This is a genomic window from Massilia sp. WG5 (assembly GCF_001412595.2).
In the GTDB taxonomy this organism is placed as follows: Bacteria; Pseudomonadota; Gammaproteobacteria; order Burkholderiales; family Burkholderiaceae_D; genus Telluria.
The window spans coordinates 455,526-477,892 of sequence record NZ_CP012640.2 but is presented as its reverse complement, the minus strand read 5'-3'; the positions used below and the strand labels follow the sequence as shown (position 1 = coordinate 477,892).

The following is a 22,367-nucleotide window of genomic DNA, read 5'->3' as shown; positions in this document are numbered from 1 at the left end:
ACGCTGCAGCGCAGCATCGCCGCGACGCGCCGTTCGTGCGCCGCTTGGGAGGGCTCAGCGACGGCTGGACACCACGATCCCGCCCACGATCAGGGCAAAAGCCAGCGCGTGGTAGGCGTGCGGCAACTCCCCCAGGAACGCCGAGGACAGCAGCGCGGCGAACAAGGGCGTCAGGTTGACGAAGAAGGCGCCGATGCCCGGCCCGGCGCGGCGGATGCCGGCGCCCCACAGCGCATAGGCCAGCACGGCCGGCCCGGCGGCGACGAACAGCAGGGCTGCGGCCAGCTTGCCGCTCCAGGCGATCGGCGGCGCGCCGACGGACCACTCGACGCCCGTGAACAGCGCCGACCACAGCAGTCCATAGGCGACCTGGGTCGCGAGGAAAGCCGCCCAGTCGGCGCGCAGCCGGGGCGCATCCCCCGGCTGCAGCAGCATCCAGCTGTAGAAGGACCAGGCGATGGTCGCCAGGATCATGTACAGGTCGCCGGCCACCAGGCGCAGGGCCAGCAGCTGGCCGGCATCGCCGCGGCACAGCACCACCAGCACGCCGAGGATGGACAGCAGCGCACCGGCCACCTGCCAGGGCCGCAGCGCCGCGCCGAAGAACAGCCGGCCGACCAGCATCATCCAGACCGGCATCCCGGACGCGACCAGGGTCACGTTGATTGGCGTCGAGCTCTGCAGGGCAAGGTATTGCAGCGAGTTGTACATGCCGATCCCGGCCAGGCCCAGCAGCGCATAGCGGCGCCAGTGGCTCAGCATGCCGCTGCCGTTCCTGAACGCCGCCCGGCCCAGGGGCAACAGGATCAGCAGGGCGATCGCCCAGCGCAGCAGGTTCAGCGTCATCGGCGGCACCGCCTCGCGCACCAGGCGACCGACGATGGCGTTGCCCGCCCACAGGAAGGGCGGGACGGTGAGCAGCAGGATGGTGGAGGGGGAAAGTTTTTGGTTCATTTGAAAACCATGCGCGACGTCCCCGCGAAGGCGGGGGCGACCTTAACGGCGCCTCGGCGTCAAGACGCTGGGCAGGGCTTTCGGCAAGGTATCCGGATAATCGCGCGAATAATGCAGCCCCCGGCTCTCGCGCCGCGACAGCGCGCTGCGCACGATCAGGTCCGCGACCTCGACCAGGTTGCGCAGTTCCAGCAGGTCGTTGGTGACGCGGAAGTTGCGGTAATACTCGTCGATCTCTTCCTTCAGCAGGCGGATCCGGTGATGCGCCCGCTCGAGGCGCTTGGTGGTGCGCACGATGCCGACGTAGTTCCACATGAAGCGGCGCAGTTCGTCCCAGTTGTGGGCGATGACGACTTCTTCGTCGGCATTCGTGACGCGGCTCTCGTCCCAAGCCGGCAGCGCGGGCAAGTCGGCGGGCGGCGCCGCCGCGATCTGGTGGGCGCAGGCGCGGCCCACCACCAGGCATTCCAGCAGCGAGTTGCTGGCCAGGCGGTTCGCGCCGTGCAGGCCGGTGTAGGCCGTCTCGCCGACCGCGTACAGGCCCGGGATGTCGGTGCGGCCGGCCAGGTCGGTCACCACGCCGCCGCAGGTGAAGTGCACGGCCGGCACCACCGGGATCGGCTGCTTCGTGATGTCGATGCCCAGCTCCAGGCAGCGCGCGTAGATGGTCGGGAAGTGTTCCTGGATGAATTCGGGGCTCTGGTGGGAGATGTCCAGGTGGACGTAATCCAGGCCGCGCTTCTTCATCTCGAAGTCGATCGCGCGCGCCACCACGTCGCGCGGGGCGAGTTCGCCGCGCTCGTCGTGGGCCGGCATGAAGCGGGTGCCGGCAGCGCTCCCGGCTTCCGGCGGCAGCTTCAGCAGGCCGCCTTCGCCGCGCACCGCTTCGCTGATCAGGAAGGATTTCGCATAGGGGTGGTACAGGCAGGTCGGGTGGAACTGGATGAATTCCATGTTCGACACGCGGCAGCCGGCGCGCCAGGCCATCGCGATGCCGTCGCCGGTGGCGGTGTCCGGATTGGTCGTGTACAGGTAGACCTTGCCGGCGCCGCCGGTGGCCAGCACGGTATGCTCGGCTTCGAAGGTCAGCACGGTGCCGCTCTGTTCGTCCTGCACGTATAGGCCGTAGCAGCGCGGCTGCCCGACCAGGGTCGGAGCGCCGCTGTGGACGCCGTTGGCGCTCAGCTTGTCGGAGGTGATGACGTCGATCGCGCAGTGATGCTCGAACAGCGCGATGTTCGGATGCGCGCGCACCTTCTGTTCCAGCGTGACCTGGACCGCGTGGCCGGTGGCGTCGGCGGCGTGGATGATGCGGCGCTGGCTGTGGCCGCCTTCGCGGGTCAGGTGGAAGCCGAGTTCCGCGCTCTCGTCGCGGGTGAAGGGAACGCCTTGCTCGATCAGCCACTCGATGGCTTCGCGGCCGTGCTCGACGATGAAGCGGGTGGCGGCCTCGTCGCACAGGCCGGCGCCGGCCACCAGGGTGTCGGCGATGTGCTGGTCATGGCTGTCGCCGGAATCGAGCACCGCGGCGATGCCGCCCTGCGCCCAGTTGCTGGCGCCGTCGAGGAGTTCACGTTTGGAGATGATCGCGACCTTGCGGGTCTGCGCCAGGTGGAGGGCGACGGAGAGGCCGGCCAGGCCGCTGCCCACGATAACGACATCGTATTTCATAGTGGTGGGGGCTTGATGATCCGCTCGCGACGGTTTCTCAGGCCCCTTTGAGTTTTGTAGAAAGGCATCACTATAGACGATTTGATTTGAGCTTGTTGTGCCACTTTATCGTGACGCATCACGATTAGTCAGCGCCATCTCGTACACCCGCCGGTAGCGCGCCGCCGTCAGCTCCCAGCTGCGGCGCGTGCTCACGAACTCGCGGGCGGCCGCGCCCAGGGCCGCGATGCGCCAGGGCTCGGCAAGCAGTCCCAGGATCGTCTTCACCAGCGCCGCGCGATTGCCGGCCTCGAACAGCATGCCGCTGTGGCCGTGCACCAGCAGTTCGCGCTGGCAGGCCAGGTCCGAGGCGACGATCGCGCAGCCCTGGGCCAGTGCGTTGAGCAGATGGCGCGAGGGCTGCAGCCCCGGCGTGCGGCCGAGCCCGGGAAAGACGACGATATCGGCGCGCGGCAGCACGTCCGCCGCGCGCCGGTAGGACAGCGGGCCCGCGAACACGACATGGCCGCGCAGATGCGGCTGGGCCAGCTTCGCTTCGAACCGCGCCTCCTGGATCCCGCCGCCGGCAACCACCAGGCGCAGCGCCGGATGCCGCCGGCGCAGCTGGGCCAGTGCCGCCAGCAGCAGTTCGAGACCATCGTCCGGTTCCAGTCCTCCCGCATAGGCCAGCAGCGGCGCTCCTGTCAGGTTGGCCGGTCCGGCGCCGGTCCGCCGTCCGGGCGCCAGGTCCGGCGCCGGCGGAATCACGGCGATGGTCTTGCCCACGAGCCCTTCGGCGCGCAGGGCGGCGCGCACCTGGGCAGTCCCGGCCGCGATTGCCTGGGCCGCGCCCAGCGCCCAGCGTTCGAGGCGCGGAAAGGGATATCCCGGCGCTGCCTGGCCGCGCCGTTCGGCCTCGACCACCAGCGGAATCTTCGCCAGCCGGGCCACCGGCCATGCCGCCACCGCATTCGCACTCGGCAGGTGGACGTGGATCAGGTCCGGCCGCGTCAGCCTGGCGACCTGGCGCAGGCGCAGCGCCAGCGTGGTCGTGGCGAGCGCCGCGCCCAGCCGGGAATCGGGCGGGGGCATGCCGACCAGGGGAAGCCTGCGGACGGCGGTGCGGTAGACATGCCGGCCTTCGCCATGCGTGTCGCCGGGCGCATGCGTGGCTGCGTGCGCCGGTCCGGTCAGCTGGATGGCCTGCACGCCCTGGCTGCGCAAGCCTTCCAGCAGGGCCTGCGTCCGCCGGCTATAGTCGCTGCGCCGCGGCGCGGAATGGTCGAGCAGGTGCAGCACGCGCATTACGGTTCCCGCCGCGCCGCGTCCGCAGTGTCGGCGCCGGTAAGCGCATCGTAGACCGCAAGATAGTCGCGCGCCATCGCCGGCATGCTGTGCCGCGCGATGACCTGGCTCCTGGCCCGCGCGCCGTGGCGCGCCGCCATCTCGGGGATGCGGCAATAGTCCGAGACCGCCGCCGCCAGCAGTTCGGCGGACAGCGGCGGCACCAGGATGCCGGTGAAGCCCGCGTGCACCAGTTCGGCATTGCAGCCGACCGCGGTCGCCACTACCGGCAGGCCGCTGGCCATCGCTTCCAGGATCGGATTGGCCCGGTCTTCCCGGAGCGAAGGCGAGACGAACAGGTCCATTGCCCGCAGCAGCTGGGCGGTGTCGGCGCGCGCCCCGGGCAGCCATGCGCGCGCGCCGGCCCCGGCCCGGTTCAGCATCGCCTGGCATTCGGACCGTGCGGGACCGTCGCCGACGATCATCAAGCGCAGGCGCTGGTGGGCTTGATGCGGCGACGCGATCAGCCGCAGGAAGGCGTCGACCAGGGTCAGGTGGCCGGCGCTGTCTTCCATGCGGCCGACGCTGCCGATCACGAACACGCCGTCATGCATGAAGCCGGGCGGCCCGACCGCGGCCGCGGGACCGAGGCGCGGGTGGAACTGCACGCTGTCGACGGCGTTCGGGATTTGCGAGACGCGCGCCGGCTCGGCGCCGATCGCCTCGACCAGCCATTCCTCGAGCTCGCCGCTGACGGCGATGTAATGGTCGACGAGCGGGCGCAGCAGGCGCCGCAAGAGCCTGCCGCGCCGGCTGGCGCGCGCCGGCGTCGACAGGTCGCGCCCGTGCTCGGCATGCACGCGCAGGCGCACCCCGGCCAGCGCCGCCACCAGCTGGGCCGGCAGGCCGGAACGGTTGCGGGTGTGGATCAGGTCGGGCTGCAGGCGGCGCAGGACGCGGTACAGGCGCAGCGCGTTGGCCAGACCGTGCAGCGCGCCTTCGCTGCGCTGGTGCAGCTTGAGGATCTCGACGCCCTGTTCGCGCAGGCCGGCTTCGTACTCGCCCTGGTCGCGCAGGCACAGGATGGTGTGACGATAGCGTTCGGGGGGCAGGTGGCGGATCAGGTTCAGCAAGCCGTTTTCGGCGTCGGCGCTGTCGAGCGAGTCCACCAGGTGCGCCACCAGGGGCGGCCGCACGGCTGCGGCAGCACCGGCCGCGCCGCTCGCCGCGGCGCCGGGGATGGCGAACTCGGCGGCGGCCGGATGCGACGCGCCTGTGCCGGCACCATCCGGAAACGACTGCGCATGGCGGTGGCTGGGATTCATTCGCGGCGGCTCCATCCTCGTTGGCGGCGCGGCGACTGGCGGAATCCGGCGCCGAGACGTGATTATATTGCCGCCCACGGCCGGTTTTTCGCGCTTTCCGGCATGGTTGACTCGTCTCAAAAAAGCCTTGTTCCGATGTTCGGCGCCGCACCGACTTGGCGCTCGCGGCGCACTAGCATGGGCCGACATCAAGCCATCCATGAGGAACCCCATGAGCACCCACCACGCCGCCGAAGTCGCAAAACTGGCCGACAAGATCAAGCATGTACGCTTCCCGATGTTTACCTGGCAGGACCAGCACGGCCACCTGCTGAGCCAGCCGATGACCCAGCAGCAGGTCGACGACCAGGGCGGCATCTGGTTCTATATCTCGACCCTGAGCTCGCTGTGGGATTGCATCGCCCACCGCCCGCAGGTGAACCTCGGCTTTGCCGACCAGGACGACAGCCTGTATGTGTCGGTCAGCGGGATCGCCGAACGCGTGGTCGACCGCGAGCGCATCCGCGCCATGTGGAACACCGGCGTGCAGGCCTGGTTCCCGGCCGGTCCCGAGGACGAGCACGTGGTGTTGATCCGTGTCGACCCGCACTCGGCCGAGTACTGGGATTCGAACGACAGCAAGATGGTCCGCATCTTTGCGATGGCCAAGGCCGCGATCACGGGCGACAAGCCGGATCTCGACGCCGAGCACCAGACGATCCGCCTCGACTGAGAGCGCCTGAAAAACCTTCCTCTCTTGCAATAATCCTGCCGGCTGACGTACAGTACACTCTTCTCGACGAAGGAGTGGCGATGCGGCAGCACGGGCAGGGGCGGAGGCGATGAGCGGTCCGCTGGAATTGGCGGCGGAGGTCCGTGCAGCGCTGACCGGCACGCCGCCGCTCGAGCTGGCGGCGAATGTCTTCACGGCCGCGGCGATTGTCCTGGCCGGCCGCAACAATGTCCATACCTGGTGGACGGGCGTGGTCGGCACCGCGCTGTTCGGCCTGCTGTTCGCGCAGAACCGGCTGTACGCCGACGTCGCCCTGCAGGTTTTCTTCGTCGTCACCAGCCTGGTCGGCTGGTGGAAGTGGCTGCATGGCCGCGAAGGCGAGCCGCTCCCGGTCACCCATGCCGGCATGCACAGCATGCTCTGGATCCTGCCCCTCGGCGCGACCGCAACCGCGGCCTACGGCGCGTTGCTGCACCATTTCACCAACGCCTACGCGCCTTTTCCCGATTCCGCCGTGCTCGTATTCAGCATCATCGGCCAGGTCCTGATGATGCAGCGCCGCGTCGAGAACTGGAGCTTCTGGCTGCTCGTCAATACGATCGCCACGCCGCTGTATTTCAGCCGCGGCCTGCACCTGACCGCCGTGCTGTACGCCGGCTTCTGGATCAACGCACTCATTTCCTGGCGCAACTGGCACAAGCTGGCCGCGCCCTCATCCCTCGAAAGCATCCGTCCATGAAACTGAAAGCAGTCGCGGCCATGCTGGCCGCCCTCGGCCTTGCCGCCGCCGTCCATGCCGAAACCGCCGCCAACCCGGCCGGCCACGTCGTCGCCGTCCGCGCCGGCAAGCTGGTCGACGTGGTCGCCGGCAAGGTGCTCGACAACCAGACCATCCTGATCAGCGGCGAGCGCATCACCGCGGTGGGCCCGAGCGGCAGCATCGCCGTGCCGGCCGGCGCCGAAGTGGTCGACCTGTCGCAGGCCACCGTGCTGCCGGGCCTGATCGACGCGCATACCCACCTGACCGGCGATCCGCACCAGCACGGCTACGCCTCGCTCGGGGTGTCCGATATCCGCGCCGCGATGTATGGCGCGCACTCGGCCCAGGTGACGTTGAATGCCGGCTTCACCACCGTGCGCAACGTCGGCGCCAGCGGTTTCGGCGACGTGGCGCTGCGTGACGCCATCAACGACGGCGAGCTGCCTGGCCCGCGCATGCGCACCGCCGGCTACGCCATCGGCATCCAGGGCGGCCACTGCGACAACAACCTGCTGCCGCATGATTTTCACTATGTCGAGAACGGCGTCGCCGACGGCCCGTGGGCGGGACGGACCAAGGTCCGCGAGATGGCCAAGTACGGCGCCGACGTGATCAAGATCTGCGCCTCGGGCGGGGTGCTGTCCAAGGGCGACGAGCCGGGCGCCCAGCAGCTGACGCTGGAAGAAATGAAGGCCATCGTCGATGAGGCGCACAAGCTGGGCCGCCGCGTGGCCGCGCACGCGCACGGCGCGAGCAGCATCCGCGATGCGATCCTGGCCGGGGTCGATTCGGTCGAGCATGCCAGCCTGGTCGACGACGAGGGCATCCGCCTGGCGCGCGAGCACGGCACCTACTTCGTGATGGACATCTATAACGACGACTACATCCTGCAGGAAGGCGCCAAGGCCGGCATGCTGAAGGAGTCGCTGGACAAGGAGCGCGCGCTCGGCCAGCTCCAGCGCGACAACTTCCGCAAGGCCTTCCAGGCGGGCGTCAAGATGGCCTTCGGCACCGACGCCGGCGTCTACCCGCACGGCGACAATGCGCGCCAGTTCCGCTACATGGTCCAGTACGGCATGAGCCCGATGCAGGCGATCCAGGCCGCCACCATCAATGCCGCCGACCTGCTGGGCTGGAAGGACCGCGTCGGTTCGGTCTCGCCGGGCAAGTATGCGGACCTGATCGCGGTCTCCGGCGACCCGCTGAAGGACACGGCCGAGCTGACCCGCGTGAAATTCGTGATGAAGGGCGGGGCGGTGGTGAAGGGCGCTGCGGCGGCGCGCTGAGACCCGGATCCATTTGTACGAATCCATTCTCCGTCGCGTGCTAAGCTAGGATTTCACACACAGCGATGGAGGAAGCGATGCCCGTATTCCAGCAAGCCCAATACCAGGCCTGTATCGACGCCTGCAATGCCTGCGCGGCGGCCTGCGACAACTGCTCGAGCGCCTGCCTGAAGGAAGACGACGTCAAGATGATGGCGCGCTGCATAGCGCTCGACATGGATTGCGCCGGCATCTGCCGGCTGGCGGCTGCCTATATGGCGCGCGGCAGCGACTACGCCGTGCAGTTGTGCCGCCTGTGCGCGGAAGTCTGCACGGCCTGCGCCGACGAGTGCGGCAGGCACCAGGCAGACCATTGCCAGGCCTGCGCCGAGGCCTGCCGCCGCTGCGCGGAAGCCTGCCTGGCCATGGCCGGCGACCACTGAGCGGCCACGTTTACTTTTGGTAGGGCGGCGCCAGGTCGCCCTCCGATTGGTTCCCGCCCGTCTCGGGCGTTCCGAGGCCGGTCTCGCCGATACCGGCCTGGTGGCTGCGCGTGTCCTGCGCGCCGCGGGTGGTCGCGGTGGCCGCGCTGCCGGCGCCTTCCGGCTCCGCCGCAACATCCACCGCATGCTGCAGGGCGTCGCCCTGGTCCTTGTCCGACCGGCCGGCGCCGCGGACTTCCTCGTCGCGCGGCTTGGTCAGCGCGTCGCCGCCGCTGCCGCCCGTTTCGGCCATGGTCTCGTGCGTTGGGGTGGATCCCGCTTCTCCGCTGGTGCGATGGCCGATGGCCGCATCGCCGCCTTTGCTCTGTCCTGTGCTCATGTTGCCTCCCTTTTGCATGATGAGCGATTGTCGCCGGTTTCCCGAGAGCAGGCTGTCGGCGCACGCTGCATGGCGCTGTAGGAGCGCGACGCAGGCCGCGCTGGCCCTCCTGCGAGGCGCGCAAGTATCCTCGTGCCATGCAGGGCACGGAAACGCCCGCGCTCGCCCCGTCCTGAAGGAGCGCTAGACCGGGATCTCCGACTCGCCGCCGGCGGCGCTGCCGAAGCTCTGCAGCTGGTCGAGGCTCAGGCGGCGCTCGTTGAGGGCGGTGACGATCGCCTGGAGCTGCTCGGGATCGGGCTGGATGTAGATCATCCGCTGTTCGACCTGGTGTTCCCAGTAGGGGGTATAAGGAACGTCGGTCTCGGGCATCACCTTGGCCTTGAATGTGCCATCCTGCAGTTCGCCGACCAGGGTGATGCGGGTCTTGTCCGCAGTGGTGTTCTTTACTAGGATGTTCATGCACGCTCCTTGGTTGTCGTTCGCATGCATCATTGTCCCGTACGTCAAGGGCAAGCGCCAACACGGTACGCGCGACGCCTGTGCTCTGGGCGGAATGACGACGCATCTCCTTGTGATGTCAGGCCGCTGCATTCTGCGGCGATTTGACTCACCTCAAACAAAATTTCGATACTTGCGCGTAGCCTGAGTTCGGATCCGCGGCCGAAGGGTTTGCGGAACGGTTCAGGGGAGCGCTCGCATGGATGATTCGCCGCTGCTGACCGACCTGTACGAGCTGCACATGGCGCAGGCCTACCATGCGGAGGGCATGGAAGAAATGGCCGTCTTCGATTTCATCGTCCGAAGCTTGCCGCCGGGTCGCAATTTTCTCGTCGCCGCCGGGCTGGAGCAAGTGCTCGACTATCTCGAGCGCCTGTCCTTCGGCCAGGAGGAGATCGGCTGGCTGCGCGCGAGCGGGTGGTTCACGGAAAAATTCCTCCGCTATCTCGGCGCCATGCGTTTCACCGGGAAGGTCGACGCCATGCCCGAGGGAACCGTGTTCTTCCCCGGCGAGCCGGTACTGCGTGTGAGCGCGCCCATCGCCGAGGCCCAGCTGATCGAGAGCCGGGTCATCAATCTGCTGCAGCTTTCGATCCTGATCGCCTCCAAGGCCGTGCGCTGCGTGTTGGCGGCCCGGGGCCGCGAACTGGTGGACTTCGGCATGCGCCGCGCGCATGGCGCCGAGGCAGCCCTGCTGGCGGCGCGCTGCAGCTTCATTGCCGGGTTCGACGCTACGGCAACCGTACTCGCCGGCCAGCGCTACGGCATCCCCTTGTCCGGGACGATGGCGCACTCCTACGTCCAGGCGCATGCCAGCGAAGACCAGGCATTCGCCGCCTTTGCCCACGGTTGCCGGGACGGCTGCACCCTGCTGGTCGATACCTATGACGTGCCGCGCGCGCTGGAGCGCGTTGTCACCCTCATCCGGCGCCTGCGCGCCACCGGGGGCGCCCAGGTCCGGGCGGTGCGCATCGACAGTGGCGACCTTGCCGAACAGGCCGGCCTCGCGCGCCGGCTGCTGGACGCGGCCGGCTGCACGGACGTGCGGATCGCAGTGAGCGGCGATCTCGACGAGTATCGTGTCGCTGCCTTGATGGAGACAGGCGCGCCGATCGACAGCTTCGGCATCGGGACGCGAATGGCGACCTCGGCCGACGCGCCCTTCCTCGACTGCGCATACAAGCTGGCCGAATACGAAGGCCGCGCCCGGCGCAAGCGTTCGGCCGGCAAGCAGACCTACCCCGGACGCAAGCAGGTCTTCCGCCGCTTTGACGACGACGGCATACTGGTCCAGGACACGATCGGGCTGGAGACCGAATACGTTCGTGGAAGACCCTTGTTGCAGCCGGTGATGCAGGAAGGGAAACGCCATTCGCCGCACTGGACCCTGGGCCACATGCGCCAGACCTTGCGCAGCGAACTCGCCAGCCTGCCTCCACGGCTGACCTCACTGGAAGCGGCCGCACCGCCGCCGGCCGTGCTTTCGCCGGGCATCACGCAGCTGGTCGCCTTGGTCGATTTCCAGTTCGCCTGAGCTCAGGATCCGGGCCGCTTCGCGGACAGTGCCTGCACCAGCGATTCCGCCTGCGGATTGCTGGCCTTGCCGCCGATGATGTCGCTGGCGGACAGGGTGCTGCGATAGTAGGCCTTGTTCACGCCCTGATTGATCCGCACACCGCTCAGTTCGACGCTGGCTGCGTCGCCGAACAAACCCTTGTTGTCCGACCATGCGATGACATCGCCCCTGCCCGCAGTGCCCTGGACCATCCTGTTCCAGTTAATGACGGTCAAGCCAGCCTTTGCGCCCAGCGACACGCTGGTCTTCTTGAGGAAGGCATCGACCGCCTTCTGGTTGTTCAGCAAGAAAACCAGCGCGCCGCCCTCGGCGCCCGCCTGCAGCCCAAGGCTCAGGCCGCCGGTGTTGTAGAAGACCGGTTGCGACCAGCTCCCATCCTCGTGCTTGACCAGCAATAAGCCCGCGCCGCCTTCCGCGCCGATGCCGACCGCCGCGCGCTTGTTGGCCGGGACAATGAAAATGCCTTTCGCCGTATCCAGCAGGGAGCGCATGCGGGTATCCGCGTCGAGCGTGTGCACGATGTTCGTGGCCTGCAGCACATGCCGCTCGGCCGCGGCCGCCTGGCGGTCGGGTGCCGCCGTCGTGTCGGCGACCGGGCGACGGCTCTCCTGGGCATGAAGGATCCCGGGACCTGCCAGCAACAAGGCGATCGCAAGTTGCAGGGCGTTTTCGCTGAGGGCATCCATGACATACTCCTTCACTCTTGAGAATTGGAACAGCTCAATGCTAGTCCTTGAAATGGCCTCTCTGGTATGACTCCGATCAAGAAGCCTATTCAATATCTCTGTCATGCATAGGGCACAAGCCAAGGCGCTGTCCTGCCGCCGGAGGGGCTTTACTTGATGCAGATCAAGAAGAGCTAAATCTCTGCTAGAAGTTGCGAAAACTGGCGCATTAGCTTTGATATTGAGCAAAATAATCTCTATGATGGCCGAATTCATGTATTTACAGCGTGAACATGGATTCCAACAATATCGCTGCCAGCCTCGACTGGCTTCTGTCGGCGGCCCGCGACCCGATGCTGGTATACGACGCCGGCGGCGTCATCATGCGCGCCAATCCGCCGCTGTCTTCGCTGTTCGCGTGGCCTCTCGAGGAATTGATCGGGAAACGCTTCGACGTGCTGCTGCCTGAGGGGCCGCGCCGCGCCCATGCGGGCAGCGGCCCCGTCATGGCGCTCGACCGGGCGGGCGCGGCGTTCAGCGTCGGGCTCAGCCTGACGAGGCTCGACGCCGAAGGCAGCCCGCTGACGCTGGCCACCATCCATGACGCGCGCGCCATCGGCGGCGCCGAACAGGCGCTGCGCGACAGCGAGGCACGCATGCGCGCGGTGTTCGAGACCGCCGCGGACGGCATCATCACGATCGACGAGCATGGCCTGGTCGAGCGCGTCAACCCGGCCGCCGAGCGCATGTTCGGCTTTACGGAGCGGGAGCTTGCCGGACGCAATGTCTCGGTCCTGATGCCCTCGCCGGACCGTGAGCGCCACGGTGGCTACCTGCGCCATTACCTGCGGACCGGCGAACGGCGCATCATCGGCATCGGGCGCGAGGTGCATGGTCTGCGCAAGGATGGCACCCTGTTTCCGATGGAGATAGCGGTAACCGAGATGCAAATCGGCGGCGCACGCATGTTCACCGGACTGGTGCGTGATATCACTGCGCGCAAGCAGAGCGAGGAGCAGGCCGGGCTGTTGCTGCGGGAGCTGCGCGGCGCCAACGAAGAGCTCAGCAATTTTGCCTATGCCGTGTCACACGATCTGAAAGCGCCGCTGCGCGCGATCGGCGCGCTGGCGGACTGGCTGGCGACGGATTATGCTGATTGTTTCGACGACGAAGGCCGGGAACACATGCGCCTGCTCATCAGCCGCGTGCATCGGATGGGAAGTCTGATCGACGGCATCCTCGAGTATTCGCGCGTGGGCCGCGAGGGCGGCGCGCTGCGGATGGTCGACCTGAACGCGACCCTGGTGGATATCGTGGACCTCCTGTCACCGCCGGCGACCATCAAGCTGGCCGTCGCACCCGGGCTGCCGGTGATCTGGACGGAGCCGACGCGTGTCCGCCAGGTCTTCCACAATCTGATCTCGAACGCCATCAAATACCTGGACAAGCCCGAGGGGCGGGTGGCCGTCGACTGCAGCGACGAGGGCGATCACTGGCGCTTCGCGGTCTCGGATAACGGGCCGGGCATCGAACAGCGCCATTTCGAACGCATTTTCCAGCTGTTCCAGACCCTGGCCCCACGCGACCGTATCGAGAGTTCGGGGGTCGGCCTGGCCCTGGTGAGGCGGCTCGTCGAGAGCCTGGGAGGACGGGTGTGGCTCGAATCGGTTCCAGGGGAGGGCAGCACCTTTTATTTCACGATGCCGAAGTCGCACCGCCAGGTGCAAGAGGAGAAGCGCTCGCCGCCCGGCGCGTGTGCAGTGAAGATTGGACCATGAGCGAGCTGCCCTGACATGAATACCATACTTGTGCTGCTGGTCGAGGACGATGTGGTCGATCGCATGGCGTGCCGGCGGCGGCTGAGCGCAACGCCCGGCGGCCGCTTCCGTCTGGTGGAGGCGGACGATGGCGAGCGTGGACTGTCGCTTGCCAGCCGCCTGTGCCCGGATTGCATCCTGCTCGACTATCGGCTGCCCGACCTGAGCGGGATCGAGTTCCTCGACCGCCTGAAGGCCGATCCCGACGATGCGGTTCGCTCGATCCCGGTACTGATGCTGACGGGCGCCGACAGCGCCGCCGTCGCCACCGAAGCAATGCGGCATGGCGCCAGCGACTACCTGGTCAAGGATGCGATTGGACGCTATCTGGAACTGCTGCCGTCGGCCCTCGAGCGCATCCAGCGCGAGCGCCGGCTGATGAAGGAGAAGCGCCAGGCGGAAGCCAGGTTCCGGACGCTGGTCGAGCAAACGCAGGCGATCAGCTATGTCGTGGCTACCGGGCGTCCCGACCGCTTCCACTACATCAGTCCCCAGATCGGAATACTGGGCGCCGTTCCCGAGGAATGGCTGAACAATCCCGGGCTCTACGCGGCCAGCATGTTGCCGGAAGACAGAAACGAGGTCCTCGCCGAGGTGCTGCGCTGCCGCAGGGATGGCCTTCCGCTGCGCCTGGAGTACCGTCTGCGCGACCGCTCCGGCGAGGTGCTGTGGTTTCGCGACCAGGCCGACGTGGTGCATGACGACACCGGACAGGCGCTGTTCATGCAAGGCACGCTGATCGATATCACGGCGAACAAGTTGGCGGAACAGAAGCTCATCGAAACGCGCGACGAACTCCGGAGCCTGGCCGCGCACCAGGAAAGGATCAGGGAAGGCGAGCGACAGCGTATTGCGCGGGAAATTCACGACGAATTGGGTGGGCTGCTGACTGGCATCAAGGCTTACCTGTCGGTGATCGACGCCCGCTGCATGCAGGCGGGCCGGCCGGCCGATCCCTTGCTGGGGGATACGGCCGCGCTGGCGCAGGAAGCCATCGACACGGTACGCCGCGTGATCACCGACCTCCGGCCGAGCGTGCTGGACCAGTTGGGTATCTGGGCTGCGCTCGACTGGTACGCAAGCCAGGTTGCCCAGCGTTCCGGGCTCGAATGCCATTGCGAGATCATGTCCTCCGCAGCCTCGCTGGCCATCGATGCGGATCGCAGCACCATGCTGTTCCGGATCGCGCAGGAAGCGATGACGAATATCCAGCGCCATGCGGCGGCGAACAAGGTCAGGCTACAGGCCTGGTGCGAGGATGGACAGCTGACGCTCCTGATCGAAGATGATGGCTGCGGCATCGCGGGGGCGGCCGCGCTGTCTTCGGACACGTCCTGGGGCATCCGCGGCATGCAGGAGCGATCGCGCAGCCTTGGCGGGGAACTGAGCGTCCTGCCGCGCGCTGGCGGCGGCACCGTCGTGATGCTCCAGATGCTGCTGGAGATGCATGATGAGGTCTGAACGGGTCCGCGTACTCCTGGTGGACGATCACGCGATCGCGCGCAACGGTGTCCGGCTGATGCTGGACACGGCCGGCGATATCGACGTCGCCGGCGAAGCGGCGGATGCCAGCCAGGCGCTCGAGCTGCTGCGGCACCAGGCATTCGATGTGGCGCTGGTCGACATCACGATGCCCGGGATGAACGGACTGGATCTGCTGCGCCATTTGCGCAGCCTGCACCCCGCGATGTCGGTGCTCGTGCTGAGCACCTATTCAGAGGAAATTTACGCCGTTCGGGCGCTGAAACAGGGCGCGGCGGGCTACCTTACCAAGGACGCGCCGACGGCCGTGCTGATCGAAGCGGTGCGGCGCGCGGTGGCCGGGCGCAAATATGTCAGTCCCTCGCTGGTGGACAAGCTGGCCTCGCTGGTCAGTGGCGACAGCGCCGCCTCCGGACACGATGCCTTGTCGAACCGCGAACTCGAGGTGTTCAAGCTGATCGCGAAGGGGGAGCCGCTGGTGCAGATCGGTGAGCGCTTGCACCTGAGCCCGAATACGGTGACCACCTATCGCTCCCGCATCCTCGAGAAGATGGGAATGTCGAGCAATGCCGAGCTGACCCGCTATGCGCTGGAGCAAGGCTTGATCTAGTAGGGGATACCCTACGTCGCCTGTCAAGCAGCCCTGACCCCGCTTTGACGGAATACACGCTGCCCGCCTACCCGATCCAGTCCGATACTCCTTAAATCATTGCCAATAAAAAGCGAGGAACAATCGATGACTGAACAGATACTGCAGATCAAGCCGGCACGTGAACGGGTCGATAGCCAGTCCTTCGGTGGAAAGTGCGGACAATGTGCCTACCGCACGCTTTGCCTTCCGCTGGGACTGACCGAGAATGAGATGACCCGGCTGGAAAGTGCGATCGGCTGCCGGCGCCGCGTGGCTCGCGGCGCGCCGCTGTTCCGTGCCGGACAAGCTTTCGGCAACCTGTTCGCCGTGCGCTTCGGCCATTTCATGACTTGCCGCAGCGATCACCGCGGCAAGCGCTACATCACCGGCTTCCAGATGGCGGGCGATCTCCTGGGCATGGACGCCATCGGTAACGGCGAGCACGCCAGCACCGCCCTTGCCCTGGAGGACAGCGAAGTCTGCGAGATCCCCTACGAGCGGCTGCGGCAGGTGATGGCCGAGATACCGAAAGTAATGGATCACTTTCATAGAACGATGAGCCAGGAAATCCTGCGCGACCAGTCGGCAATCCGGTTCCTCGGCATCCTGAGCGCGGAAGAGCGCCTGGCCAGCCTGATTCTGAACCTGTCCGCCCGCTATGCCATGCGCGGATTCTCGTCGCGCCGGTTCCAGATGCGGATGTCGCGCGACGATATTGCGCGTTACCTCGGCCTGACGCTGGAAACCGTGAGCCGGCAGCTGGCGCGCTTTCGCGACAAGGGCCTGATCCGGCTGGACCGGCGCGAACTCGAGATCCTCGACATGCGCCGCCTGGAGGCGCTGGCCGCAGCCCCGGAAAGCCTTGGCGCATGAGATACCGCGCAGGCGCGGTCTGCCGATCCCGCGCCCGCCGCACACTCCATCGCATCGGCACCAATCCGAGGAGAAATGATCATGGCCAATCATCTTACGCCCTTCGAGCCCTTCGCCGACCTGATGCCGTTTGATCCGCGCCGCGGCTTCGGTGAGCTGCTTCGGGAATTCCGTCATCCCGCCCATTGGGACCAGGACATGCCCGCAATCCGGATCGACGTCGAGGAGACCGAGCAGGCGTATGCCATTACCGCCGACATCCCCGGCATGAACAAGGAGGACATCAAGGTCGAGGTCGACGGCAACCAGGTCGTGATTTCGGCTGAGCGCAAACAGGACACCGAGGTGAAAAAGGGAAACACTGTGCGCAGCGAACGTCATTGGGGCCAGCAATACCGGGCGTTCACACTGCAATGTCCGGTCGATGACCCGAAGGCCGAGGCCCGCTACGAAAACGGCGTTCTCAAGCTGACTTTGCCGAAAAAGGCGGAGGCCGGCACGCACCGTCTCGAAATCCATTGAAGGCTCGTCAGCGCTGGCGGCGCAGCACGACAAAGGCGCCCGCCATGCCGCCCAGATGCGCAAAATGCGCCACCCCGGCGTCCGATCCCATGACGCCGAGCGTGAGCTCCAGGCCCGCGTACAGGCTGACGAACAACCAGGCCGGCATTGGGATCGGGGGGAACAAGAGGACGATAATGCGCCGCGGAAAACTGACCGCGTAGGCCAGCAGGACACCGAACACGCCGCCGGAGGCGCCCAGCGTCGCGGATGGGACATCGCTGGCGGCCGCCACCAGCAGTTGCGTCAGCGCCGCCCCAAGCACGCTCGCAAAATAAAGCCTGAACATCGCTGCCCTGCCCAGCAAGGCTTCCACATCCCGCCCGAACATCCACAGGCCGAACATGTTGACGGCCAGGTGAGCCGGGCCTGCGTGCAGGAAGGCATAGCTCACCAGTTGCCACGGCATGAAGCCCTCGCGCAGCGGCCACAAGACCAGACTGGCCATCAACTCCGGTGCCATGCCCAGCTCCAGCAAATACGCCGCGCTGTTGGCCAGAATGAGAAAGGTGACAGTCGACATCGTCGGCATGCTGCGATGATCGAAGCGCTCAGTGCGCTTCGCCCAGCCATGCGCGGATTTTTTCGTACACCTCGACCCGGCAAAGCAGATCGAGATGGTGGGTGTCGAACGCCACCCACTGGCGAGAAGCCGGAAAGTTCAGCTGGCGCGCGCGTTCCGCATGCCGGCCCAGCGCAGCGTCAACGGGTATCAGTCCGTCCCCCAGCAGCCGGTGACGCAGGTCGGTCGGGCGTTTTCCGGTCGATCCGGCAATCGTGTAGCACCTGATCCCCCTCGGCAAGGGCACGTGGCGCCGGGTGTCGGCTTCGTGGGCGAACCGGTTGCGGCCGCGCCAATCCTCGTCGAGCAGATTGCCGTATCGAAGGTCGGTGATGCCGGCACTGCGCAGCTCGCCAAGGCGGGCAAGCGGGGCGGTGAGGGGATTGCTTCCCAGGAGGCTGCCAAGCCAGTTGCCGTGCCGCGCCAGCGGCGCGCCATGGTGCGGCACGCCGAGGAAAACCATCTGCCTCAGGCGTCCCAGCCAGCGACGCCCTCCCATGCGGGCGTAGTGGCAGGCGCTGCGCGCCACCAGCCCGCCCATGCTGTGCGCCAGTATGGCAAGCTCATCGACCGAAACCGGCCAGGCGTCGAGCAAGGTATCGAGCAGCATCGAGAGCTCCTGGCCATTGGTGGAAACATGGCGTCCGCTGTTGTAGTACAGGTACAGCGGCACGTAGCCGAGATCGCGGGCCAGCGCGACGCCATGGTCGTGGTTACGGCGCAGCCATTGCAGATCATTGCAGCAGAGCCCGTGTACCAGTACCACCAGCCTGGCGCCGGGCGCCGGCATCGCCGCCGCCAATGCCACGCGCTCGAGAGGCAAGGGCTGGCCGCGCTGGCGCAGGCACATCGGGATCGCCAGTACGTTGCCGGTATTCGCCAGCTGATCGCCGATCAATCCGTTGAGTGCCGCCAGCACGGCATCGCGCTGGCGGGTCGACTCGAACATGGTCGCGACCAGCCCGGCGCGTTGCCGCCCCGCGTCGAAAAAGCGGTCCGCGATCATACCGGTCTCCGTATGGGTGTCTGGCGCTCAGGCCTGTGCTGCAAGCTCCTGCCGTGCGCGTTCGATATCGAGCCTTTCCATGGCATCGTGCGGCTCGGCGTCCGCGGCTTCGCGGCGCAGGGCCGCCGCTTCCGCGTCGGCGCCACGCCCGTCGAGCATCGACAGGGCCCTTGCGTACTCGACCCTGGCGATGGCCGAGGCCGGATTCAGGCTCAATGCCTTCTTGAAATGCGCGATCGCGTCCGCCCGGCTCGCGCCGTAGCTGAGGCGAGCGATCACGGCGCCGATCTTGTCGATGATCTCGGCGTGATACACCCCTAGCGCGATATGGGCGTCGGCATGGCGCGGCGCCAGTGCCAGGGTCGCATCGAGACTGGCCCTGACTTTGCCGCCAATACCCTGCGCCAGGGCTTGCACGACCGAGATTTCCTGCGCATAGCGGCCCAGCGCATATGCGTGCCAGTAGAACGCGGCAGCCTTCTCCGGCTGCTGGGCCTGTTGCAGCTCGCAGCGCCGGATCACTTCCTGCAAGCGTTCGCATTTGGTATCGGCCGAGCGGTCCAGATACACCGCCTGCATGCAGCTCGCCTTGTTGGCGACGGCGTGGCCGGGCAGGCCGAGCGCCAATCCCTTTTTCGCCGCCTGTTCGAAGTCGCCCGCATGGAAGGCGATCCAGGCCTCCACCAGCGCGGCGCCGCGCGGCCATGGTTCGGCGTCGCCCGCATGCAATCCGCGCCAGGCTTCCTTCAGGCCGGCGGCGGAATAATGGAAACGCTGGTCCGGATAGGGAAATCGTGCCCAGGCCATGTCGATTCATCCGATATCCTGCGGTTTTGCGCCGGCGGACCTGGTCGCGCGCTTCGTGGCCGGGCGCTTCGGGGGCTTTGGTACCGCCTGGCCGTCGGTTTCGATGGCGGCCCTGAGCGCAGCGATGTCGCGCCGCAGGGCTTCCACCTCGTCGCGCGACGGCACCCCCAGGCCGCGCAGGGAACGCGCCACCCGCTCCTCGAAGATCTTTTCGATCGTCTTCCATGACCCGCTGGCTTGCCGGCCGACGCTTTCCGCCAGTCGGCCGACCTTGCCTCCCAGGCCAGGTGCCGGATCGCCGACAAACTGTTGGGTCAGCCTGTGCAGTTCCGCGCCCTCGCGCACCAGGCTGTCGAACAGCGCACCGCCGTCCTGTTGCGCCTTGGCGTAGGCGCCCAGCCCGGCCTGCCAGATCTGCTGGGCCGACGCGGCCACCGCCTCGGCGATGCCGTCCGGCCCGCTCGCCTTCCCACTCGACTTCATTGCCATCCCGTTCTCCCACGTCCAGTGACGCTCGATGTGCCCGGAAGCGCTATCGGCCGACTTCGGCGACAACAGCTTCCCGCGCGTGTTCTTCCGCCTGTACGACGCGTCGCAGGATCTTGCCGATCGGAGATTTCGGCAGCGGATGATCCCAGAACACGATGTACTTGGGTACTTTGTAGGCCGTCAGGTGCAGCCTGCAATAGGCGAGCAGCTCGTCCGCCTCGAGCCCGGGTTCGCGCCGGTACACGACAGCCTTCACGACTTCCTGCGAATGCGGGTCGGGCGCCCTGATGGCGGCGGCTTCGGCCACCCCGGGATGCATGGCGAGCACGTCTTCGACCTCATTCGGATACACCTTGAATCCGGAAACCACGATGACGTCCTTCTTGCGGTCGATCAGCTTGATGAAGCCTCGCTCGTCCATGACGCCGACGTCGCCGGTCCGTAACCACCCGCCCGGATGGAATACCGCAGCGGTTTCGTCGGGCATGTTCCAGTAGCCGCGCATCACCTGGGGGCCCCGCACGCAAATCTCGCCCGGCTCGCCGGGCGCCAGCGCCGCTCCGCGCTCGTCCATGATCGCGACCTCGGTGGAAGGCAGGGGCAAGCCGATCGACCCGCTGAAACTGCGCATGTCCGGGGGATTCGCGCAGACGATCGGCGACGCCTCGGTCAGTCCGTAGCCTTCCAGGATAGGGGCGCCGCATTGCTGCTGCCAGCGCTCGGCCACGGCGCGCTGGACCGCCATGCCGCCGGCAACGACCAGCTTCACGCCGTCCATGTGGACCTTCTTCAGCTCAGGCCGGTCGAGCAGGGCATTGAACAAGGTGTTGACGCCGATGATGACCGTGAAGCGCTGATGCTTCAGCTCGCGCATGAATGCGGGCATGTCGCGCGGGTCGGTGATCAGCACGATCGCGGCGCCGAGGCGGCAGAAGGTGAGGGTGGCGGTCAGTGCGAACACGTGGTACAGCGGCAGCGGAACGATCGCCGTCTCGCCGCCTTCCTCCAGCGTGCCGACGACCCAGGTGGCGGTCTGCTGGATGTTCGCGACCATGTTCGCATGGGTCAGTATGGCTCCTTTCGGAACCCCGGTCGTGCCGCCCGTATATTGCAGGAAGGCGATGTCGGCCGGCGTCACCTCGACCGGGGCCAGCGCCAGCGCCGCACCCCGCGCGAGCACGTCGGAAAGCCCTTGCGCCGTGCCGATGTGCCACGCCGGCACCATGTGCCGCACGTGCTTCACCACCAGGTCGACGATTTGCCCTTTGGGGAAATGCAGCATTTCACCTACCCGGGTGACGATCACGTGCCGCACTGTCGTGGAGGGCAGGACCTGCTCGAGGACATGCGCAAAATTGTCCAGCACGACGATCGCGGCGCTACCGCTGTCCGCCAGTTGGTGCTGCAGCTCGCGCGCCGTGTACTGCGGATTGACGTTGACCACGGTACAGCCGGCGCGCAGGGCGCCGAACAGCACGACGGGGTACTGCAACAGGTTCGGCAGCATGATGGCGATCCTGTCACCCTTGCCCAGTCCGGCCACGCCCTGCAGGTAGGCGGCGAAATCGCGCGTCAAGGCATCCAGCCGGTCCCAGCTCAGGGAGGCGCCCTGGTTGACGAACGCCGGCCGGCCGGCGAAACGGCGGCAGATCCAGTCGAACAAGCCGTTCAGTGAAGGAAAGGCATCGACGTCCGCCTGCGCCGCGACGCCCTCGGGATAACTGGTGAGCCAGATCTGTTCCATTGCCGGCCTCGCTGGAAAAGGCGCTCGCTACCTTGCATCACCTTATCGTACGGCACACATTAAGAAAGACTGAATAATCGTCTTACGGTTTCTGATCTAAGTCAAATTCGCGTCAAGCAAACCTTAGGGGGCGCGCCGCCGGTACACTACATTGATGGTCGACCCTCAGGATTTCCACCACCATTCGATGAGGAGCTGACATGATGACCAGGCATACCACGAAACCGGGCGCACGGGATGAGGTCGCCGCCAAATCCGGCGAGGCACAAAGCGGCAATGGCCAGGCGGCGGCCGAACACGCAGGACATGCGGTCCAGCAGGGCGTCGCCGCCAGCCTGACGGCGCTCGAGACCGTCGAGGCGCAGATTGCCGCGCTCGCGCGCAAGACCGTCGCCGACACGCTCGGGATCGGGGGCGGCGCGGCGGCCGGGCTGACGGCCGTCATCGAGCAAGTGGTCCGCGGCGCCCTCGCCGCAAGCGAGCATGTCGGCACGGGACTCACGATGAGCGTGCGCGGCGTCTCGAAAGGCATAGTCGCCGGCGTGCACGACGTCGGCGGCGACATCGTCCTGGCCTCGTTCGACACGATGCGCGCCTTGATCATGGCCGGCGCCGCACTCGGCGCGGACCTGGGCACGATCGCCCGCCAGGCCATCGCCGGCATCCTCGATGCGGTCGGCGAGACGGGCGGCGACGCCGGCAGGATTGGCGCGCGCGCCGCCGAGGGCGCGATCTCGGCAGCCGGCGATATCAGCAATATGGCGGTGGGAACGGTTCGCGAGGTGCTGGTCGGCATTACCGGCGCCAGCCACGCGGGCGGGGCGGGCTTGCCGCAGCCCGGGCGCCACGGCCAGGGCGGCACCGCGCGCCATTAGCCGGGA

23 protein-coding genes are annotated in these 22,367 nt (G+C 67.0%); 11 read left to right on the top strand and 12 right to left on the bottom strand.

Features of this window, described 5'->3' with window-relative positions; genetic code table 11:
- Positions 1-54: 54 nt before the first annotated feature.
- From AM586_RS02160 to AM586_RS02145, 4 genes are all read right to left on the bottom strand, one after another.
- The gene (locus AM586_RS02160) at positions 55-954 is read right to left on the bottom strand and encodes a DMT family transporter (protein ID WP_047825156.1); all 900 of its coding nucleotides are present in this window, start codon (positions 952-954) and stop codon (positions 55-57) included.
- A gap of 42 nt (positions 955-996) precedes the next feature.
- The gene (gene nadB / locus AM586_RS02155) at positions 997-2,625 is read right to left on the bottom strand and encodes an L-aspartate oxidase (RefSeq protein ID WP_047825155.1); all 1,629 of its coding nucleotides are present in this window, start codon (positions 2,623-2,625) and stop codon (positions 997-999) included.
- Between the two features lie 105 nt (positions 2,626-2,730).
- A complete protein-coding gene (locus AM586_RS02150) occupies positions 2,731-3,909 on the bottom strand; it encodes a glycosyltransferase family 4 protein (protein ID WP_052233956.1) in 1,179 nt (392 codons plus the stop codon).
- On the bottom strand, positions 3,909-5,213 hold the full coding sequence (locus tag AM586_RS02145) for a glycosyltransferase (RefSeq protein WP_082439600.1): 1,305 nt from the start codon (positions 5,211-5,213) through the stop codon (positions 3,909-3,911). The genes AM586_RS02150 and AM586_RS02145 overlap by 1 nt, the downstream gene beginning before the upstream one ends.
- 211 nt (positions 5,214-5,424) lie before the next feature.
- On the opposite strand from AM586_RS02145, the gene AM586_RS02140 reads away from it, so the two are divergent.
- The 4 genes from AM586_RS02140 to AM586_RS02125 all read left to right on the top strand — a co-directional run bounded on the left by AM586_RS02140 (position 5,425) and on the right by AM586_RS02125 (position 8,393).
- Positions 5,425-5,925: a pyridoxamine 5'-phosphate oxidase family protein gene (locus tag AM586_RS02140; RefSeq protein WP_047825154.1), complete on the top strand. Its 501-nt coding sequence runs from the start codon at positions 5,425-5,427 to the stop codon at positions 5,923-5,925.
- A gap of 109 nt (positions 5,926-6,034) precedes the next feature.
- Positions 6,035-6,664 carry a nicotinamide riboside transporter PnuC gene (gene pnuC, locus AM586_RS02135; RefSeq protein WP_047825153.1) on the top strand — a complete coding sequence of 210 codons (630 nt, stop codon included), beginning with the start codon at positions 6,035-6,037 and terminating at the stop codon, positions 6,662-6,664.
- Positions 6,661-7,971 carry an amidohydrolase family protein gene (locus AM586_RS02130; protein WP_047825152.1) on the top strand — a complete coding sequence of 437 codons (1,311 nt, stop codon included), beginning with the start codon at positions 6,661-6,663 and terminating at the stop codon, positions 7,969-7,971. Before pnuC ends, AM586_RS02130 begins: the two co-directional genes overlap by 4 nt.
- A 77-nt stretch (positions 7,972-8,048) precedes the next feature.
- Positions 8,049-8,393: a four-helix bundle copper-binding protein gene (locus tag AM586_RS02125; RefSeq protein ID WP_047825392.1), complete on the top strand. Its 345-nt coding sequence runs from the start codon at positions 8,049-8,051 to the stop codon at positions 8,391-8,393.
- A gap of 10 nt (positions 8,394-8,403) precedes the next feature.
- On the opposite strand, the gene AM586_RS02120 is transcribed toward AM586_RS02125, so the two are convergent.
- Both AM586_RS02120 and AM586_RS02115 read right to left on the bottom strand, forming a co-directional pair.
- Positions 8,404-8,772: a hypothetical protein gene (locus AM586_RS02120; RefSeq protein ID WP_156328211.1), complete on the bottom strand. Its 369-nt coding sequence runs from the start codon at positions 8,770-8,772 to the stop codon at positions 8,404-8,406.
- 183 nt (positions 8,773-8,955) lie between these two features.
- Positions 8,956-9,234: a hypothetical protein gene (locus AM586_RS02115; protein WP_047825150.1), complete on the bottom strand. Its 279-nt coding sequence runs from the start codon at positions 9,232-9,234 to the stop codon at positions 8,956-8,958.
- Positions 9,235-9,472: 238 nt separating this feature from the next.
- On the opposite strand from AM586_RS02115, the gene AM586_RS02110 reads away from it, so the two are divergent.
- Entirely contained in the window at positions 9,473-10,807 is a 1,335-nt protein-coding gene (locus tag AM586_RS02110) for a nicotinate phosphoribosyltransferase (RefSeq protein ID WP_047825149.1), read from the top strand.
- A 2-nt stretch (positions 10,808-10,809) separates the two neighbouring features.
- Here AM586_RS02110 and AM586_RS02105 read toward each other — a convergent pair whose 3' ends face one another.
- On the bottom strand, positions 10,810-11,535 hold the full coding sequence (locus tag AM586_RS02105) for a lipid-binding SYLF domain-containing protein (RefSeq protein WP_047825148.1): 726 nt from the start codon (positions 11,533-11,535) through the stop codon (positions 10,810-10,812).
- A gap of 272 nt (positions 11,536-11,807) precedes the next feature.
- Here AM586_RS02105 and AM586_RS02100 point away from each other — a divergent pair, with 272 nt between their 5' ends.
- The 5 genes from AM586_RS02100 to AM586_RS02080 all read left to right on the top strand — a co-directional run bounded on the left by AM586_RS02100 (position 11,808) and on the right by AM586_RS02080 (position 16,839).
- Positions 11,808-13,292 (top strand): PAS domain S-box protein, encoded by a 1,485-nt coding sequence (locus AM586_RS02100; protein WP_047825147.1) that lies wholly within the window; start codon positions 11,808-11,810, stop codon positions 13,290-13,292.
- Between the two features lie 15 nt (positions 13,293-13,307).
- On the top strand, positions 13,308-14,792 hold the full coding sequence (locus tag AM586_RS02095) for a response regulator (protein ID WP_047825146.1): 1,485 nt from the start codon (positions 13,308-13,310) through the stop codon (positions 14,790-14,792).
- Positions 14,779-15,423: a response regulator transcription factor gene (locus AM586_RS02090; protein WP_229411170.1), complete on the top strand. Its 645-nt coding sequence runs from the start codon at positions 14,779-14,781 to the stop codon at positions 15,421-15,423. Before AM586_RS02095 ends, AM586_RS02090 begins: the two co-directional genes overlap by 14 nt.
- A gap of 126 nt (positions 15,424-15,549) precedes the next feature.
- Positions 15,550-16,317: a helix-turn-helix domain-containing protein gene (locus AM586_RS02085; protein WP_197416448.1), complete on the top strand. Its 768-nt coding sequence runs from the start codon at positions 15,550-15,552 to the stop codon at positions 16,315-16,317.
- Positions 16,318-16,398: 81 nt separating this feature from the next.
- A complete protein-coding gene (locus AM586_RS02080; RefSeq protein WP_047825390.1) occupies positions 16,399-16,839 on the top strand; it encodes an Hsp20/alpha crystallin family protein in 441 nt (146 codons plus the stop codon).
- 7 nt (positions 16,840-16,846) lie between these two features.
- On the opposite strand, the gene AM586_RS02075 is transcribed toward AM586_RS02080, so the two are convergent.
- The 5 genes from AM586_RS02075 to AM586_RS02055 are packed head-to-tail and all read right to left on the bottom strand — an operon-like array spanning position 16,847 to position 21,486.
- Positions 16,847-17,401, bottom strand: a complete 555-nt coding sequence (locus AM586_RS02075) for a rhomboid family intramembrane serine protease (RefSeq protein WP_047825389.1) — start codon at positions 17,399-17,401, stop codon at positions 16,847-16,849.
- Positions 17,402-17,429: 28 nt separating this feature from the next.
- Positions 17,430-18,446 carry a triacylglycerol lipase gene (locus tag AM586_RS02070; RefSeq protein WP_052233954.1) on the bottom strand — a complete coding sequence of 339 codons (1,017 nt, stop codon included), beginning with the start codon at positions 18,444-18,446 and terminating at the stop codon, positions 17,430-17,432.
- Between the two features lie 27 nt (positions 18,447-18,473).
- A complete protein-coding gene (locus AM586_RS02065; RefSeq protein ID WP_047825144.1) occupies positions 18,474-19,253 on the bottom strand; it encodes a hypothetical protein in 780 nt (259 codons plus the stop codon).
- A gap of 6 nt (positions 19,254-19,259) precedes the next feature.
- Positions 19,260-19,742: a phasin family protein gene (locus tag AM586_RS02060; protein WP_047825143.1), complete on the bottom strand. Its 483-nt coding sequence runs from the start codon at positions 19,740-19,742 to the stop codon at positions 19,260-19,262.
- A 43-nt stretch (positions 19,743-19,785) separates the two neighbouring features.
- Positions 19,786-21,486: an AMP-binding protein gene (locus AM586_RS02055; RefSeq protein ID WP_047825142.1), complete on the bottom strand. Its 1,701-nt coding sequence runs from the start codon at positions 21,484-21,486 to the stop codon at positions 19,786-19,788.
- A gap of 200 nt (positions 21,487-21,686) precedes the next feature.
- Between AM586_RS02055 and AM586_RS02050 the strand changes: the two genes are divergently transcribed.
- Positions 21,687-22,361: a hypothetical protein gene (locus tag AM586_RS02050; protein WP_052233952.1), complete on the top strand. Its 675-nt coding sequence runs from the start codon at positions 21,687-21,689 to the stop codon at positions 22,359-22,361.
- The last annotated feature ends 6 nt before the right edge of the window (positions 22,362-22,367 follow it).

Bases quoted from the DNA above. Each gene is read 5' to 3' on its own strand.
- AM586_RS02160 (WP_047825156.1), bottom strand. From the start codon at position 954: ATGAACCAAAAACTTTCCCCCTCCACCATCCTGCTGCTCACCGTCCCG.
- nadB (WP_047825155.1), bottom strand. From the start codon at position 2,625: ATGAAATACGATGTCGTTATCGTGGGCAGCGGCCTGGCCGGCCTCTCC.
- AM586_RS02150 (WP_052233956.1), bottom strand. From the start codon at position 3,909: ATGCGCGTGCTGCACCTGCTCGACCATTCCGCGCCGCGGCGCAGCGAC.
- AM586_RS02145 (WP_082439600.1), bottom strand. From the start codon at position 5,213: ATGAATCCCAGCCACCGCCATGCGCAGTCGTTTCCGGATGGTGCCGGC.
- AM586_RS02140 (WP_047825154.1), top strand. From the start codon at position 5,425: ATGAGCACCCACCACGCCGCCGAAGTCGCAAAACTGGCCGACAAGATC.
- pnuC (WP_047825153.1), top strand. From the start codon at position 6,035: ATGAGCGGTCCGCTGGAATTGGCGGCGGAGGTCCGTGCAGCGCTGACC.
- AM586_RS02130 (WP_047825152.1), top strand. From the start codon at position 6,661: ATGAAACTGAAAGCAGTCGCGGCCATGCTGGCCGCCCTCGGCCTTGCC.
- AM586_RS02125 (WP_047825392.1), top strand. From the start codon at position 8,049: ATGCCCGTATTCCAGCAAGCCCAATACCAGGCCTGTATCGACGCCTGC.
- AM586_RS02120 (WP_156328211.1), bottom strand. From the start codon at position 8,772: ATGAGCACAGGACAGAGCAAAGGCGGCGATGCGGCCATCGGCCATCGC.
- AM586_RS02115 (WP_047825150.1), bottom strand. From the start codon at position 9,234: ATGAACATCCTAGTAAAGAACACCACTGCGGACAAGACCCGCATCACC.
- AM586_RS02110 (WP_047825149.1), top strand. From the start codon at position 9,473: ATGGATGATTCGCCGCTGCTGACCGACCTGTACGAGCTGCACATGGCG.
- AM586_RS02105 (WP_047825148.1), bottom strand. From the start codon at position 11,535: ATGGATGCCCTCAGCGAAAACGCCCTGCAACTTGCGATCGCCTTGTTG.
- AM586_RS02100 (WP_047825147.1), top strand. From the start codon at position 11,808: ATGGATTCCAACAATATCGCTGCCAGCCTCGACTGGCTTCTGTCGGCG.
- AM586_RS02095 (WP_047825146.1), top strand. From the start codon at position 13,308: ATGAATACCATACTTGTGCTGCTGGTCGAGGACGATGTGGTCGATCGC.
- AM586_RS02090 (WP_229411170.1), top strand. From the start codon at position 14,779: ATGATGAGGTCTGAACGGGTCCGCGTACTCCTGGTGGACGATCACGCG.
- AM586_RS02085 (WP_197416448.1), top strand. From the start codon at position 15,550: ATGACTGAACAGATACTGCAGATCAAGCCGGCACGTGAACGGGTCGAT.
- AM586_RS02080 (WP_047825390.1), top strand. From the start codon at position 16,399: ATGGCCAATCATCTTACGCCCTTCGAGCCCTTCGCCGACCTGATGCCG.
- AM586_RS02075 (WP_047825389.1), bottom strand. From the start codon at position 17,401: ATGTCGACTGTCACCTTTCTCATTCTGGCCAACAGCGCGGCGTATTTG.
- AM586_RS02070 (WP_052233954.1), bottom strand. From the start codon at position 18,446: ATGATCGCGGACCGCTTTTTCGACGCGGGGCGGCAACGCGCCGGGCTG.
- AM586_RS02065 (WP_047825144.1), bottom strand. From the start codon at position 19,253: ATGGCCTGGGCACGATTTCCCTATCCGGACCAGCGTTTCCATTATTCC.
- AM586_RS02060 (WP_047825143.1), bottom strand. From the start codon at position 19,742: ATGGCAATGAAGTCGAGTGGGAAGGCGAGCGGGCCGGACGGCATCGCC.
- AM586_RS02055 (WP_047825142.1), bottom strand. From the start codon at position 21,486: ATGGAACAGATCTGGCTCACCAGTTATCCCGAGGGCGTCGCGGCGCAG.
- AM586_RS02050 (WP_052233952.1), top strand. From the start codon at position 21,687: ATGATGACCAGGCATACCACGAAACCGGGCGCACGGGATGAGGTCGCC.